Below are 15,027 nucleotides of genomic sequence, written 5' to 3'. Positions count from 1 at the left end.
CCGGGGCGCTCGCGCTCTCTCATGGGTCGAGCTCAGAAGTCGAGCGACTGCAGCGCCTTCTGGAAGCGCCCGGCGTGAGACTTCTCGGCCTTGGCGAGCGTCTCGAACCACTCGGCGATGTCGTCGAAGCCCTCGGCGCGGGCCTCCTTGGCGAAGCCCGGGTACATCGTCTCGTACTCGTGGGTCTCGCCGGCGACGGCGGCCTTCAGGTTCTTCTCCGTGTTGCCGATCGGCAGACCGGTCGCCGGGTCGCCGGCCTGCCGGAGGTAGTCGAGGTGGCCGTGCGCGTGGCCCGTCTCGCCGTCCGCCGTGTCCTTGAAGAGGCCCGCGACATCGGGGCGACCTTCGACGTCGGCGACCTTTGCGAAGTACAGGTAGCGGCGGTTGGCCTGCGACTCGCCGGCGAACGCGTCCTTCAGGTTCTGGTGCGTCTTCGTGCCCGTAAGCTGCTTGGTGGTCATGGTGTTCGCTCTCCTTGGTTGAACGGCTGGGACAATGGATCCCTGGTGCCCGCAGGTCAGCTCGGCGGCGCGGAGGCTCCGCTAGCCATGTTCAGGGCGCCGCGCCCGTCGAGCCCCTGCGGGGCGGAGTCGATTATTTTCCTGGCTGCGCCCGGCATTGCGCGCCTCTGCGTGCGCGCTCTCGTCTTGCCTGCCCTTCGCGCAGGCAGCGCAGAGCCCCCGGTAGATCCGCTCGACGGCGCGGACCTCGAAGCCGGGCGCGGCCGTGAGCGGCGCGGGGACGATCTCGTCCGAGCGCTCGGCCAACAGCTCGCTCGGCTCGCACGGCACGTCGCGGACGAGCCCGCAGCGGTCGCAGACGGCGTGATGGTGCGCATCCATGTTCGGATCGAAGCGCGAGGCGCCGGGCGACAGCGACAGCGCGACGCACAGCCCCGCCGACGCCAGCGCATCCAGCGTGTTGTACACGGTGGCGAAGCTCATCGTCGGCAACGCCGGCCGGAGCCGCTCGAACAGCTCCTGTGCGGTCGGGTGCGTCGGATCGGCCGCGAGCTCGCGCACGATCGCCAGGCGCTGCGGCGTCAGCTTGAGCCCCGAGGATCGCACGCACGCCAGCATGGACGCGACCCGGGCATCCTCCTCGATCCCCTCGCGCTCGAGGCTGCCCGCGCGCCACCGACCCTCGCGGGGCGCAGACCCCTTGACGGCAGGTGTTCGCGGGGTGGCCACGGCGAGAGTGATACTTAGAAAGTTTCTCAGTTGCAAGTTCTAACAATCACCGGCAGATGAGCCTGGTAAATCCAGGTCGAATCAGGCACATCTGTCGCATCGACCGCGGACGACGCGCCGCCGCGTCGCGCTCCGTGCCTGGGGGGATGGCTCTTGCGAGGCCAGAAAGCCTCTGCCATAGTGCGCGCCCCGCGCTGCCGGGCCCCCGCCGGCTTGCATTTCGCCCGCCAACTGGGCCAAGTTTTTTCCCAGCTAAAGAGGACGCTTCGAGACATGCCGACCGACGCCATTCAGTGCAAACCGCTCGAGGTCGCCGTGGGCGACAAGGGCATCGAGCGCGCCATCAAACACCTCAAGAGGAAGATGGCCGCCGAGGGGATCCTCCGCGAGCTGAAGCGGCGCCGGCACTACATGAAGCCGTCCGTGAAGCGGCGGAAGAAGGCCTCCGAGGCCGCTCGCCGCCGCCGGAAGCGGTCGAAGATGGACATGGTCGCCTAGCGCGAACGTCCCTCGCGCAAGGGCAACCGGCCAAGACGCAGAAGACGCGCGCGGACGCTTGAATCAAGCCTCCGCGGCGTGCTCTGCGTCTTGTCATTTTGTCCAGCGACCGCCTTGACGACGTGATGTGACTCGGGCTGCGCGCGTCCATGCGGCGCCGGCGCGAAGGCAACGCGCGTGGCGTGCCCCGGCTCCCTGAGGTCTCGATGCGCGCCGTCGTGGTCACGACGTCCTATCCGCTCAGCGACGAGGATCCTTCGGGCCACTTCGTGCGGTCGTCGGCGCAGGCGCTCGCGCGCAGCGGCGCCGAGGTTCACGTGATCGCCGCCGGGGGCTCGGTCCTCGACCCGCCCTCGCGGGACGGCGCCCTCGTCGTCCATCGGGCAGGCGGGGGCGCGCTGTTCGCGTGGCCTGGCGCCGTGGCGCGCGCGCGCGAGTCGCCGATCCGGCTGCTCTCCGCGGCTCCGTTCGCGGCCGCCGTGCTCGCTCGGCTCCGTCAGCTCGGGCCGGTCGACCGCGCCGTAGCGCACTGGATCGTCCCGTGCGCGTGGCCGCTCCTGCTCGCCCTGCCGCGCGCGCCGCTCGAGGTGCACGCGCACGGCGCCGACGTGCGGCTCCTGCTCCGCGCGCCGCGCGCCGCGCGCGCGGCGGTGGTGGGCGCGCTCCTCCGCCGCGACGCGCGCTTCGTCTTCGCCGCGCGCGCGCTGCGCGACGCGCTCGCGGGCGCGCTCCCTCCGGAGCAGGCGCGCGCGCTGGCCCTGGCCTCGCGCGTCGCGCCGCCCGCGATCGATCTGCCGCTCGTCGCCGAGCGCGCGGGCGCGCTCCGGAGCGAGCTCGTGCAGCGCCCCGGCGAGCGCCTCGCCGTCGTGGCGTGCCGACTGATCCCGACGAAGCGGGTCGAGCTCGCGATCGAGGCGGCGCGCGCGGCGGACGCCGGGTTGCGGCTCGTCATCGTCGGCGACGGTCCGGAGCGCGCCGCGCTTGAGCGCATCGCGCGCCGCGGCGCCCCCGCCGCGGCGCGCTCGCGCGGCGCCGGCAGCGTGGACAGCGCCGCGGGCAGCGCGGCGGTGCGCTTCACGGGCACGCTCCCGCGAAGCGAGGCGCTCGCGTGGATCGGCGCGGCGGACGTGCTGCTGCACCCGTCATCGCACGAGGCCGCCCCCACGGTGATCCGCGAGGCGCGCGCGCTCGGCGTGCCCGTCATCGCGTGCGACGCGGGCGACGTGGTCGCGTGGGCCAGGGACGACGACGGAATCCTCGTGGCGGAAGGCACGGCAGAGAGCCTCGCAGCCGCGCTCCGCGCCATCCCACCGCGCCGCTCGGATCGCGCGCCCGCGCGTTCGCGCTGAAAGCAGCGGCCTCCTCGCCGAGCAAGCCGCGGCGCGCCCCCGGCTCCGGCCAGCGCCGGACGCCCCGTCTGCGATCCACGACGCGATGCCCTTGCAATTCTCAAGGCTTCGATTAGGGTCCGCCTCGCTCCGCACCGAAACGTGGCGGCGGGGTGGCTCGGGGCGTAGCGCAGCCTGGTTAGCGCACTTGACTGGGGGTCAAGGGGTCGGTGGTTCGAATCCACTCGCCCCGACTGGTCCGGCGGAGAAGATTCTCCGGCGGACCTTTCGGCTTTGTAGGGCTCAATTGCTTGTCGACCGTGGAGCGCCGGGCAGCGGCGGCGTGGCCCCGTCATCGCGTCCCGGGGTCGCTCACGTCACCCGGCACCCGGGGGCTCACCGCGTCATCAGGCGAGCAGAGGCGATGAGACGGGCGTGACGGGCCGATCCGGCTCGCCGGCGAGCTCGTCCTCGATGCTGATCATGGCCGCCAGCACCACGTGGTCGCTGAAGGGGAAGCCGACCACCTGCACCCCGACGGGCAGCCCCTCGCTCTTCGCATCGACCTCGGCGGCCCGCTTCTCCAGCCGGTCGCGCGGCCGCTCGCGGCGCGCCTCGCCTCCGCGCACGCGGGTCACCGGGACGACGCCCGCCGGGAACTGCGTGAGGTTCCAGAGCATCGCGGAGCTACCCGCGAGGACGAAGTCGCGCGACGCGGCGTGCGGCAGCGCCGGCGTGGCGTACGGCGGGCAGAGCAACAGATCGAGCGACTCGGCGCGCATCGCCGACGCGATCGCGGCGCGCGCCTCGCGAAGCGCGTGCGTGGCGCGCCAGAGCTCGGCGACGGACTTCGGCCCCGTGACCTCGAGGAGACGCTGGAGCCGCCGCTCGCCCGCGAGCCCGGCGACGCGCGCGGCGGCGCGACGCGCGAACGGCGGGAGCGACGCCATCGTGCGGAGCGAGCGGAGCGAGACGTCGATGTCGCCCGCGTCGCCGCCCAGCTCGCCGCCCTGGAGGAGCGACAGCGCCGTCGCGCCGCCGTCCGCCGAGAGCGCGGCGAAGTACCCGTAGACCGCGTCGGGGATGCCGGGCGGCGTGAACGGCACCACCGTGGCGCCCCGCGCGCGCAGGGCCGACGCGGCCTTCACGACGGCGCGGGCGACGGCGGACGAGGAGGGGACGAGCCCGTCATCGCAGTAGAACCCGACGCGCAGCCGCGCCACCTCGACGCTCGCCGGCTCGGTGAACGGGAAGGGCGGCACGCGCACGTCCAGCTCGGCCATGACCGCGGGGTCGAGCTCGGACATGACGAGCGCGATGTCGCGCGCGCTCCTCGCCATCGGCCCGACCTGCGAGCGGATCGCCTCCTGCCCGAGCAGCGCCGAGTTGCTCCCCAGGTTGGTCCAGCGGTCGAGCGTGGGCTTCATGCCGACGATGCCGCAGCAATGCGCGGGGACGCGGATGCTGCCGCCGATGTCCGTGCCGATGCCGAGCGGCGACATCCCCGCTGCGACGGCGGCGGCCTCGCCGCCGGACGAGCCGCCCGGGCTGTGATCGAGGCTCCACGGGTTCGCCGTCTGGCCGAAGAGCGGGTTGCGCGTCTCGTTGTACAGGAGCAGCTGCGAGACGTTCGTGCGCCCGAGGATCACGGCCCCCGCGCGGCGGAGCAGCGCGGTGACGCCCGCGTCGCCGGCGGCCCGGTGGCCCCTGCGGGACGCGACGCCGAGCGTGGAGGCCATGCCGGCCATGTCGAGCGACTCCTTCACGGTGATCGGGAGCCCGTGGAGCGGGCCGCGGTTCTCCCCGCGACGGCGCTCGCCGTCGAGCCCGCGCGCGGCCGCGAGCGCCTCGTCGTGGAGCACCTGAGTGAACGCGCGGAGCCGCGGATCGAGCGCCTCGATGCGCGAGAGGTGCGCCCGCGTGACCTCCTCGGAGCTGACCTCGCGCGCGGCCAGGAGCGAGGAGAGCACGGTCGCGGAGAGGCGGGTCGGATCGGTCGCGCTCACGGTGAATCGACGAGTATCACAGGTCCCCGCGCTCGAAGGGTTGCTAGGCTCCGGGGCCCCGCGCCGTTCGCGGGGGAAGCGCCAGAGCCATGCAACCGCTGCCGATCGATCCGATCCTCCCCGATCTCTGCTCCACCCTGCGCGCGCGCCCGAGCGTGGTGCTCGAGGCGCCGCCCGGCGCAGGCAAGACGACGCGCGTGCCGCGCGCGCTGCTCGACGCCGGCTTCGCGGAGCGCGGCGAGATCCTGGTGCTCGAACCGCGGCGGCTGGCCGCGCGCCTCTCGGCGCGGCGCGTGGCCGAAGAGCTCGGCGAGCGCGTGGGCGAGACGGTGGGCTACACGATGCGCTTCGAAGAGGCCGCCGGCCCGGCGACGCGGATCCGCTTCGTGACCGAGGGCGTGCTGACGCGGCGGCTCCTGGTCGATCGCGAGCTCCGTGGCGTCAGCGCCGTGGTGCTCGACGAGTTCCACGAGCGGCACCTCACGGGCGACGTCGCGCTGGCGCTGCTCCGGCGGCTGCAGCGCGGCGCGCGGCCCGATCTCCGCCTCATCGTGATGTCCGCGACGCTCGACGCCGGGCCGATCGCGGCGTTCCTCGGCGCGCCCGAGGCCCCGGCGGCCGGGGCCGGCGACGCCCACGGCGCGCCGGCGACCGAGGCCCCGCGCTGCGCGACCCTGCGCGCCGAGGGGCGGATGTTCGACGTCGCGATCGAGCACCTGCCGGCCGCCCGCGCGAGCACGTCGACCCACGCCGCAGGCGACCGCCGCGCTCCGGCGCACTGGGGCGACAGGACGCTCGAGAGCCTGGTCGCCTCGTCGGTGCGTCAGCTCATCGAGGAGGGGCTCGACGGCGACGTGCTGGTGTTCCTGCCAGGCTCCGCGGAGATCCGCCGGTCGATGGAGGCGTGCGCGCCCCTCGCGAAGAGCGAGGATCTGCTGCTCCTGCCGCTGCACGGCTCGCTGTCGCCGGCGGAGCAGGACCGCGCGGTGCGCCCCGCGGACCGGCGCAAGATCATCCTCTCGACCAACGTGGCCGAGACCTCCGTGACCATCGATGGCGTCGTGGCGGTCGTCGACAGCGGCCTCGCGCGCGTGGCCGCGTACGCGCCCTGGTCGGGGCTGCCGACGCTCCGCGTCGCGCCCATCGCCCGCGCCTCCGCGGCGCAACGAGCGGGGCGCGCCGGACGGACGCGGCCCGGCCGCTGCCTCCGGCTCTACACGCGCGGAGACCTCGCCGCGCGGCCGGAGCACGAGGCGCCCGAGATCCGCCGGCTCGATCTCGCGGAGACGGTGCTCGATCTCTGCGCCGCGGGCGTCACGGATCTCGAGGGGTTCGGGTGGCTGGAGGCGCCGCCTGCTGCCGGGCTCGCCGCGGCCGAGGCGCTGCTCGTGCGACTCGGCGCGCTCGACGAGGGGCGGCGCATGACCCCGACCGGCCGGCGAATGCTGCGCTTCCCGGCGCACCCGCGGCAGGCGCGGATGATCGTCGAGGCCGAGCGGCGCGGCGTCGCCGACGACGGGTGCACGCTCGCGGCGCTCGTCGCGGAGCGCGACGTCGGCGCGCCCGCAGGCCCACGCGAGGGCCGCGCGCGGAGGAGCGACGCGCGGCACAGCTCCGATCTGCTCGCCGCGCTCCAGACCTTCGAGGAGGCGGACCGCGCGCGCTTCGCCGCCGACCGCCTGCGGTGGCTGGGCGTCGACCCGGCGCGCACGCTGGCGGTCGAGCGGACGCGCAAGCAGCTCTCGCGGCTCGCCGACCACCGGAGCGCGGCGCCGCCGGAGACGCTGGAGGCGCGCGAGATCGCGCAGCGCATCGCGATCCTCTCCGGCTACCCCGACCGGGTGGGGCGACTCCGCCGCCCGGCCAACGCTTCGGGGCGGAGCGGGCGCGAGGTCGTGCTCGCCGCCGGCGGGACGGCCGCGCTCTCCGAGGCGAGCGTGATCGACGAGGTCGACCTCGTCGTCGCGGTCGACATTGAGGAGCGCAGCGAGGGGCGCTCGGCGCGCACGGTCGTCCGGTCGGCGAGCGCGATCGAGGCCGACTGGCTGCTCGACCTCTTCACCGACGCGATCCGGGACACGACGGAGGCGACGTGGAACGCGGCCGCGGAGCGCGTCGAGGTCGTGCGCCGGCTCTCGTACGACGGCCTCGTGCTCGACGAGGCGCGGCCGGCCGCGGGCGCGGGCGGCCCGCTCTCGGAGGCGGCGGCGCGGGAGCTCGCCGCGCAGGCGAAGGCGAAGGGGTGGCGGGCGTTCGTGAAGGGCGACGCGCTCGAGGGCTGGCTCCTGCGGGTCGCGTTCGTGCGCGCGCACTGCCCGGACGCCGGGCTGCCCGACGTGGGCGAGGAGGCGGTGCTCGCCGCGCTCGAGGCGCTCTGCGAAGGGCGCAGGAGCTTCGCAGAGCTCCGCGACGCGGACCTCGCGGGCGCCGTGCACGCCTCGCTGAGCCCCGCGAAGGCGCGGGCGCTCGCCGAGCTCGCCCCCGAGTCGATCGTCCTGCCCGGCGGCCGGCGGGCGCGCCTCGAGTACGTGGCGGGCGCGCCGCCGTCGCTCGCGTCGCGGCTACAGGACTTCTTCGGCATGGCGGAGGGGCCGCGCGTCGCCGGCGGACGGGTGCCCGTGGTGCTGCACCTCTGCGCGCCGAACCAGCGCCCCGTGCAGGTCACGACCGACCTCTCGGGGTTCTGGGCGCGCCATTACCCGGCCATCGCCAAGGAGCTCCGCCGCCGCTACCCGAAGCACGCGTGGCCGGACGACCCGGCGCACGCCGCGCCGCCGTCGCGCGCGCCGCTCCGCAAGGCGTGAATCAGGCGTGAATCAGCGCACGAGCGCCGCGGTCCTCGCTGTCTCGGCGGCCGTGCGCAGGAGCATGCGCACGATCCCCTCGCCGAGGGGCAGCGTGAACCCGACGTCGCTCTCGCGCTGCGCGACCTGCATCGGGGGGACCGAGCCGTAGCCGAAGCCCCACGACGAGAGCAGGCTCGCGATCCTGGCGATCTGCTCGAGGTTGCGGAGCGCGACGGCGCCGTTCGCCGCGCTCTGCGGGTCCGTGTACGTGAGGGCGCCAGCGAAGTTGACCCCGGGCGGCTGGAAGTTGCCGATGACGCGCACGTACTGGAGGCCCGAGAGGAACGGGAGCTGGCCTGCCGCCGACGCGACCGCAGGCTGGCTCGAGAGGTCGCCGGCCAAGGCGAACGACGCGCTCTTCGTGCCGAGCAGCTCGACCATCCACGAGGGCACGGAGCGCTGCAGCTTGCTGAAGCGGAGCCGGTCGAGGGCCCGCCGCAACCCGGTCTCGTTGCCGGTGAGGATCGTGTGCGGCGTGAGCACGACGAACCCGACGTTGCCGGCCGTGAAGAGATCGTTGTCCGCGTAACGCGTCTTCACGAGCGGCGCGCCGATGACGGTGACCGTCCTGGCGTCGGCGGAGCGGCGGATCGCGTCGACGTCGAAGTTCCCCTGCATGACGGCGCAGAAGTCCGCGCCCTGCATCGCATAGAGGCCGCCGTAGATCTTCACGATGTCGCGCGCCGGGACGAAGTTCGACTCCGGGCCCAGCGGGAGCAGGCTCGTGATGAGCTGGTTGACCTCGCCCCCCAGGCCGGAGGTGAACATCGCCGCCGCGTCGAGATAGCCGAGCATCACCACGCCGCTCGGCAGGACGGCCAGGGGATCCCGATCGATCGCCGTCGCGTCGATCTTCTCTCCGCCGACCAGCGCGAGGCTGTCGTCCGCGCCCCCGCACCCGGCGAGCGCCGGGACGGCGGACGCGGCGATCGCGAGAGCGACCGCGGCGCGGCGCAGAGCGGCGGCGCCCCGGGAATGCAGCAGCGTCCGCACCATCGTGTTCGTCATCAAGGTCGCTCGTGCGGCGGGTCGGGGCGCTCCAGCGGGAAGGAGCCGATGATCTTCAGCATCTTGGTCTCGCGCTTCACGCCCTCGAGCGCCGCGACGAGCGCGCGATCGGTCGTGTGGCCGCTGACCTCGACGTAGAAGACGTAGTCCCAGCCCTCGCCGGGGACGGGGCGGGAGTGGACCCGGCGGAGGTTGCAGCTCCGCTCCTTGAAGTGCTGGAGGATGTCGTGGAGCGCGCCCGGGCGGTCGTGGACGCTGAAGAGGAGCGCCGTGGCGTCGTGGCCCGAGCGCGGGGCGGGGAGCCGCGACAGCACCGCGTAGCGGATCCGGAGCTCCCCCTCGTCGCCGACGTTCTCGCGGGCGACCCGGAGCTCCTGCGCGCCGGAGAAGCCGCGGGGGACGATGGCGGCGCTGCCATCGCCCTCGGCCGCGAGATCCCAGGCGGCCTGCGGGCACCGGACGTCGAGCACCAGCGCGCGCGGGTGCTGGAGCTCGAGGTAGTTCACGCAGGCCACGTGGTCCTGCGGCGAGGCGTACACCCGCTCGACGTCGGCGAGGTTGCCAGTCCGGTTCACGAGGTCGAGCGCCTGCACCAGCTGGCGCTCGCCGACCACCTTGAGGTCGGCGCCGCCGATCGCCTGGATGGTCGGGAAGATCGGCCCCTCCTTGAACGACTCGTAGGGGACCACGGCGAAGTCCGCGCGCGAGCGCGCGACCTCCTCGATGGAGGCGATGGGGCTGTCCGCGCGGACGAACTCGCCGCCGACCCCGAAGTGATCGTGCGCCGCGGTCCAGCCATAGTCGCCCTCGGCGCCCAGGTACGCGACCCGGGGCGCGACCTCGAAGGCGCGCGAGGCCGCGTCGATGGCGACGAAGATCCGCCGCACCGCGCGCTGCGGGAACGGCGGCGTCACGGCGCGCTCGAGCGCCTGGATGTGGGCGGCGTCGGCCGTGGGGGCGAACCGGGCCGTGCCCGTCCTCAGCTTGGCAAGCTCGTGCGCGATGCGCGCCCGGCGCTCGACGCTTCGTAGGATTTCTTGATCCAGCTCTGTGAGCTGCCGGCGGAGCTCCTCAAGTCGCTTTCTCTCATCCATCCTGGCCACCCTAGCACCGCCCCCGGCGCACGTGGACACGCAGCGCTCCGGGCGCAGCTCCACGGCGCCACGCCGCGCACGGCTGGCCACACCTCGTCGCGGATCGCCGGGGTGGCGTCAGGCCGCCGCGGAGGCGGAACCGGAACCGGAACCGGAGCCGGAACCGGACGAGGCGCCGGTGTCGCTCTTGGTGCTGTCGCTCGTCGCCGACTTGGTGCTGTCGCTCGTCGCCAAGGAGCTGCCCGAGCCGGCGTCGGAGCCCGTCCCCGCAGATCCTGAGGAGCTGCCCGTGTCGCTCTCCGACTTCGCGGGCGGCTTGTTCGAGCCCGAGGCATAGAGGTCGGAGTACCAGCCGCTGCCCTTGAGAATGAAGCCCGTGCCGCGCGAGATCTGCCGCCGGGCCGTCGCGTTGTGGCACGACGGGCAATCGGAGAGCGCCGCCTCCTTGATGGACTGCTCGGCCTCCCATTCATGCGCGCAAGATGTGCAGGCGTACTCGTAAGTGGGCATGGCGTTTCTACTCCTCAGAACAACGCGAGGGATATGGCCATGTTAGCCACCTGTCAAGGCGGCTGCCAAGAGCGGCCGTTGCGTTTCCGACACAGTCATCGAACCGCACACGCGCCGCCGCGCCGCCGCCGCCACGCCCTGAGCTGGGCAAGACCTGGTCCTTCATGTGCGCGTGAGGAGGCGGGATCCGGTCTTGCCGCGCGGCGCCAGCCCACGTAGACCCCGGGGAAAGCCAGATGTGACGGTACGTGGCGTGCTGTGACGATACGTTAAGCTCGCCTGGCCGGTCCCGGGGACGTCATGCGCATTCGGAAGCTCGAGATCAGCGGGTTCAAATCGTTCGTCGACCGGACGGTGGTCCATTTCGACACGGACGTGGTGGGCATCGTCGGTCCGAACGGCTGTGGCAAGTCCAACATCGTCGACGCGATCCGGTGGGCCATCGGCGAGCAGAGCGCGAAGCACCTGCGCGGCAAGTCGATGTCGGACGTCATCTTCAACGGCTCCGAGACCCGCGCGCAGCACGGGATGGCCGAGGTGACGCTCACCTTCGACAACAGCGAGCCGACGGGGGCGTCGCAGCTCCCGCTGGAGTACCGGGACTACGCCGAAATCGCGGTGACGCGCCGGCTCTTCCGCGACGGGACGAGCGAGTACCTCATCAACAAGACCCAGGTCCGGCTCAAGGACGTGACGGACCTCTTCCTCGGCACCGGCGTCGGGACGAAGGCCTACTCCATCATCGAGCAGGGCAAGATCGGGCTCATCGTCTCGGCACGCCCGGAGGACCGGCGGATGCTCATCGAGGAGGCCGCCGGCATCACGAAGTATAAGGCCAGGAAGAAGCAGGCCGAGCAGAAGATGGACCAGACGCGGCAGAACCTGCTCCGCGTGGGGGACATCGTCTCCGAGATCCAGCGGAACCTCGCGTCCCTGAAGCGTCAGGCCGCGAAGGCCGAGCGGTACGTGAACTACCGCAAGGAGCTGGAGGACCTCGTGCTCCACGAGGCGTCGCACAAGCTCCTCGAGATCACGGTGCTCACGCAGCACGAGTCGATCGGCAGGGCCGAGCACGCCGAGCGCGGGCAGGCGGCCCGGGCCGCGCTCGCCGCGCGCGAGGCCGAGATCGAGGTCACCCGGCTCGAGGCCCTCTCGTGCGAGGAGCGGGCCGAGCGGGCGCAGAACGAGGCGTTCGCGGCCGACAACCAGGTGCGCACCCACGAGGCCGAGATCGCGCGGGCGCGCGACCGGATGCGGCACCTGGAAGAGCGGCTCGTCACCGCGGCCAAGGAGCAGGGAGAGCTCGAGAAGACGGTCGCGGAGCTCACGGCCGAGAAGGAGCAGCTCGAGGCGCAGCTCGCCGGCGTCGACGAAGAGGAGGCGCGCGAGAGCGAGCTCGCGCTCGAGCAGCACGAGCGGCTCGAGGAGCTGCGGCACGGCGAGCGCACCGCCGAGCACGAGGTCGCCGCGCTGCGCCGGCGGGCCGCCGAGGCCACCGCGGCGGTCGCGGCCGCCGAGGCGTCGCTCACCGGGTTCGACCGGCGCATGACGGAGATGAGCCAGCGGCGCGCGAAGCTCGAGGACGAGATCGGCCGGCTGATGTACGAGTCGGAGGAGCTCGAGCGGCGGCGCTCGTCGCTGACGCGGAACGTGGCCGAGCTCGCCGACGGGAAGCGGATCTCCGCGGAGGAGCGGTCGCGCCTCGACGTGGAGATGAAGACGCTGCGGGAGCAGGCGGTCGCGAGCGACCGCACTGTGGAGCACGCGAAGAACGAGCTCGGGCAGCGGCGCAACCGGCTCCGCGCGCTCGAGGAGCTGCACGCGCGGCTGGAGGGCGTCGGCGCCGGGGTGAAGAACCTCCTCAAGACCAAGGATCCGGCGCTGCTCGGGCTCGTGGCCGACCGGATCGAGGCGCCGGCCGAGCTGACCGCGGCCTTCGCGGGGCTGCTCGGCGATCGGCTGCAGTGCGCGGTCGTGAGCGACGTCGAGCGCGGGATCGCGCTGCTCGCCGATCTGTCGAAGAACAACCGCGGGCGGGCCAGCGTGATCGCGACGCGGCCTTCGTTCGTGGCCGGCGCCGCGCGGCGGCCGCCCCGCGGCGAGGGGGTGCTCGGGCCGCTCGTGGACCGGCTCGTCTTCGCGCCCGAGGACGAGGCGCTGGCGCGCGCGCTCGTGGGGGACGCGGTGGTCGTCGCGTCCGCCGAGGTGGCGGCGCGGCTCGCGGCCGAGGGCGCGGGGTGCACGCTCGTGACGCTCGACGGCACGGTCCTCCGCGAGGACGGCGTGGTGAGCGGCGGCTCGGGCGACGCGGTCGCGGCCGGGATGATCGAGCAGAAGCGGGAGATGCGCGCGCTGCACGAGTTCGTCGCGACCAAGTCGGACGAGGTGACGGCGCTGCTCGACGCGCAGCAGAAGCTCCGCCTGCGGATCACCGAGGTGGGGACGGCGCTGGAGCGGGCGCGGAGCGAGGCGCACGAAGGAGAGCTCGCGCTCGTGACGGCCGAGAAGGACCTCCGCCGCGCGGAGGAGCAGCTCGCCGCGGCGCAGAAGCGCGAGGGCGTGGTGCGATCCGAGCTCGAGGACCTCGCGGACAACCTCGACGCCGGCGGGAGCGAGCAGCAGGCGGCGCGCGACAAGCTCGCGGCCGGGCGCGCGACGCGCGAGGCGGCGGCGGCCGGCCTCGATCACGCCGAGCAGGTGGCGGCCGAGTGGCGCGAGCGCGTGCTCGGGCAGCAGTCGGTCGTGACCGAGCGGAAGGTGAAGCTCGCGCGCGTGCGCGAGCGCGCCGCGGCGGCGCGGGGCACGGTCGAGCGGCTCACGCGGTCGTGCACCGAGCTCCGAGGCCGGATCGCCCGGCTCGACCAGGAGCGGACGGAGAGCGCGGTCTCCGCCGGGAAGGCCGCGGCGACGATCGTCATGGCGCGCGAGGCCCTGGTCTGCGCCGTCGCCGACGCGCACGCGGCGCAGGCCACGCTGACCGAGGCGCGGCGCGCGCTGGACGAGGCGCGGCAGGCGCACGCGGGGCGCGAGGCCGACCTGCGCGGGCTGCGCCAGGAGCTCGCCGCGGTGTCGGAGCAGCTCCGCAAGCACGAGCTCGCGCTGGAGCGGCTGCGCGTCGAGCACACCCACCTCATCGAGGGGGTGCGCGAGCGCTTCCGCGGGCTGGAGCTCGCCCGCGTCGTCGGCGACTACCACAAGCGGCCGCCGGTCGACGCCTCGCACCGCTCGCGCATCCAGGAGCTGACGGAGCTGCTCGACCGCATGGGCCCCGTCAACCTGGACGCCGTGCGCGAGCACGCCGAGGCCGAGGAGCGGTACACGTACTACTCGACCCAGAAGGCCGACCTCGAGAAGGCGATCGACGACCTCGAGAAGGCGATCGCCCAGATGAACCGCGAGTCGAAGCGGCTCTTCAAGACGACGTACGACGGCATCAACGCGCGCTTCAAGGCGCTCTTCCCCAAGATGTTCCGCGGCGGACAGGCGGAGCTCAGGCTGACGAACCCCGACGACATGCTGGAGACGGGGATCGAGATCCTGGCGCAGCCGCCGGGGAAGAAGCTCGGGAACATCGAGCTCATGAGCGGCGGCGAGAAGGCGCTCACCGCCGTGTCGCTCATCTTCGCGATCTTCCAGTTCAAGCCGTCGCCCTTCTGCATCCTCGACGAGGTCGACGCGCCGCTCGATGAGGCGAACGTGACCCGCTACAACGAGGCGATCCGGAGCATGACGAGCCACTCGCAGTTCATCCTCATCACGCACATCAAGCGCACGATGCAGTCGGTCGACGTGCTCTACGGCGTGACGATGCAGGAGCCCGGCGTGTCGAAGCTCGTCAGCGTGCGGATCAACGAGACGGCGAAGCGCCCGGAGCGCGAGGCGGCGCCGGCGGCGGCGGTGGCGTGAGCGCGGGGCCTGGCTCGGGCGGGGCGGCCGGGCGGCGCCTGTCGCGCGGCGCCTCGGGGCTCCGGCACCTCCGCTGGGCCCGCGAGGTGCTGGCCACGCTCGAGGCCCACGTCGAGCACAACCCGGCGCTCGACGACGCCGATCGCGAGGCGCTGCGGGGCGAGGCGCGCGCGCTCGCGGCGGCGGTGCAGGCCCTCAGCGGGGCCGTGAAGCCGTACCGGGATTTCCTCGAGCGGACGCGGGTGTGCTACCGCGGGCGCGTGCGCGTAGCGGAGCACCTGGTCCGGGGATCCGGCGCGGGCGGCGCGGACGAGGCGGCGCGCGCCCGCCTCGAGGAAGCGCTGGCGGAGCTCGCCGCGATCGAGGAGACGCAGCGCCGGCCGCTCAGGGCGGAGCTCTCGGCGGAGATCGATCGGCTCCGCGAGGCGATGGCGCGGATGGACGCGCGCCTCGCGGAGCGGCTCTCCGGGGAGCTCGTCGAGAGCCTGTACCCGCCGCTCACGGACGACGCGTCGAGGGTCGCCGACGACGGCGATCCGGACGACGACGCGACGGCGAGCCCTCGCTAGCGCCGCGCGACCGGCGAGCCGACCGCAGGAGCCGCGACGGGCCAGCCGATCGCCGGGCGAACGGCGCGAAAG

General features: G+C 73.6%; 11 protein-coding genes and 1 tRNA gene. 6 read left to right on the top strand and 6 right to left on the bottom strand.

What is annotated here, in order from left to right; all coding sequences use genetic code 11:
- Positions 1–32: 32 nt before the first annotated feature.
- Complete coding sequence (locus WMF36_RS09190; protein ID WP_437579236.1) at positions 33–461, bottom strand: rubrerythrin family protein; 429 nt, start codon at positions 459–461, stop codon at positions 33–35.
- Between the two features lie 81 nt (positions 462–542).
- Entirely contained in the window at positions 543–1,190 is a 648-nt protein-coding gene (locus WMF36_RS09185; protein ID WP_437579235.1) for a Fur family transcriptional regulator, read from the bottom strand.
- A gap of 273 nt (positions 1,191–1,463) precedes the next feature.
- Here WMF36_RS09185 and rpsU point away from each other — a divergent pair, with 273 nt between their 5' ends.
- From rpsU to WMF36_RS09170, 3 genes are all read left to right on the top strand, one after another.
- Entirely contained in the window at positions 1,464–1,688 is a 225-nt protein-coding gene (rpsU, locus tag WMF36_RS09180) for a 30S ribosomal protein S21 (RefSeq protein WP_012234386.1), read from the top strand.
- Between the two features lie 182 nt (positions 1,689–1,870).
- Positions 1,871–3,037: a glycosyltransferase family 4 protein gene (locus tag WMF36_RS09175; protein WP_437579234.1), complete on the top strand. Its 1,167-nt coding sequence runs from the start codon at positions 1,871–1,873 to the stop codon at positions 3,035–3,037.
- A gap of 158 nt (positions 3,038–3,195) precedes the next feature.
- Positions 3,196–3,270 (top strand) — tRNA-Pro (locus WMF36_RS09170).
- A 153-nt stretch (positions 3,271–3,423) separates the two neighbouring features.
- On the opposite strand, the gene WMF36_RS09165 is transcribed toward WMF36_RS09170, so the two are convergent.
- Positions 3,424–5,022 carry an amidase gene (locus WMF36_RS09165; RefSeq protein ID WP_437579233.1) on the bottom strand — a complete coding sequence of 533 codons (1,599 nt, stop codon included), beginning with the start codon at positions 5,020–5,022 and terminating at the stop codon, positions 3,424–3,426.
- 89 nt (positions 5,023–5,111) lie between these two features.
- On the opposite strand from WMF36_RS09165, the gene hrpB reads away from it, so the two are divergent.
- Positions 5,112–7,826: an ATP-dependent helicase HrpB gene (gene hrpB, locus WMF36_RS09160; RefSeq protein ID WP_437579232.1), complete on the top strand. Its 2,715-nt coding sequence runs from the start codon at positions 5,112–5,114 to the stop codon at positions 7,824–7,826.
- Between the two features lie 12 nt (positions 7,827–7,838).
- Here hrpB and WMF36_RS09155 read toward each other — a convergent pair whose 3' ends face one another.
- The 3 genes from WMF36_RS09155 to WMF36_RS09145 all read right to left on the bottom strand — a co-directional run bounded on the left by WMF36_RS09155 (position 7,839) and on the right by WMF36_RS09145 (position 10,480).
- On the bottom strand, positions 7,839–8,876 hold the full coding sequence (locus tag WMF36_RS09155; protein ID WP_437579231.1) for a hypothetical protein: 1,038 nt from the start codon (positions 8,874–8,876) through the stop codon (positions 7,839–7,841).
- Entirely contained in the window at positions 8,876–9,970 is a 1,095-nt protein-coding gene (locus WMF36_RS09150) for a bifunctional chorismate mutase/prephenate dehydratase (protein ID WP_437579230.1), read from the bottom strand. The genes WMF36_RS09155 and WMF36_RS09150 overlap by 1 nt, the downstream gene beginning before the upstream one ends.
- A 117-nt stretch (positions 9,971–10,087) precedes the next feature.
- On the bottom strand, positions 10,088–10,480 hold the full coding sequence (locus WMF36_RS09145) for an FmdB family zinc ribbon protein (RefSeq protein WP_437579229.1): 393 nt from the start codon (positions 10,478–10,480) through the stop codon (positions 10,088–10,090).
- Positions 10,481–10,780: 300 nt separating this feature from the next.
- Here WMF36_RS09145 and smc point away from each other — a divergent pair, with 300 nt between their 5' ends.
- Both smc and WMF36_RS09135 read left to right on the top strand, forming a co-directional pair.
- Positions 10,781–14,386, top strand: a complete 3,606-nt coding sequence (smc, locus tag WMF36_RS09140; RefSeq protein ID WP_437579228.1) for a chromosome segregation protein SMC — start codon at positions 10,781–10,783, stop codon at positions 14,384–14,386.
- Complete coding sequence (locus tag WMF36_RS09135; RefSeq protein WP_437579227.1) at positions 14,383–14,955, top strand: hypothetical protein; 573 nt, start codon at positions 14,383–14,385, stop codon at positions 14,953–14,955. The genes smc and WMF36_RS09135 overlap by 4 nt, the downstream gene beginning before the upstream one ends.
- The last annotated feature ends 72 nt before the right edge of the window (positions 14,956–15,027 follow it).

The organism is Sorangium sp. So ce887, assembly GCF_051521455.1.
Lineage (GTDB): Bacteria > Myxococcota_A > Polyangia > Polyangiales > Polyangiaceae > Sorangium.
The sequence above is the reverse complement of the archived record's forward strand: the minus strand, read 5'-3'. Positions and strand labels throughout refer to the sequence as shown.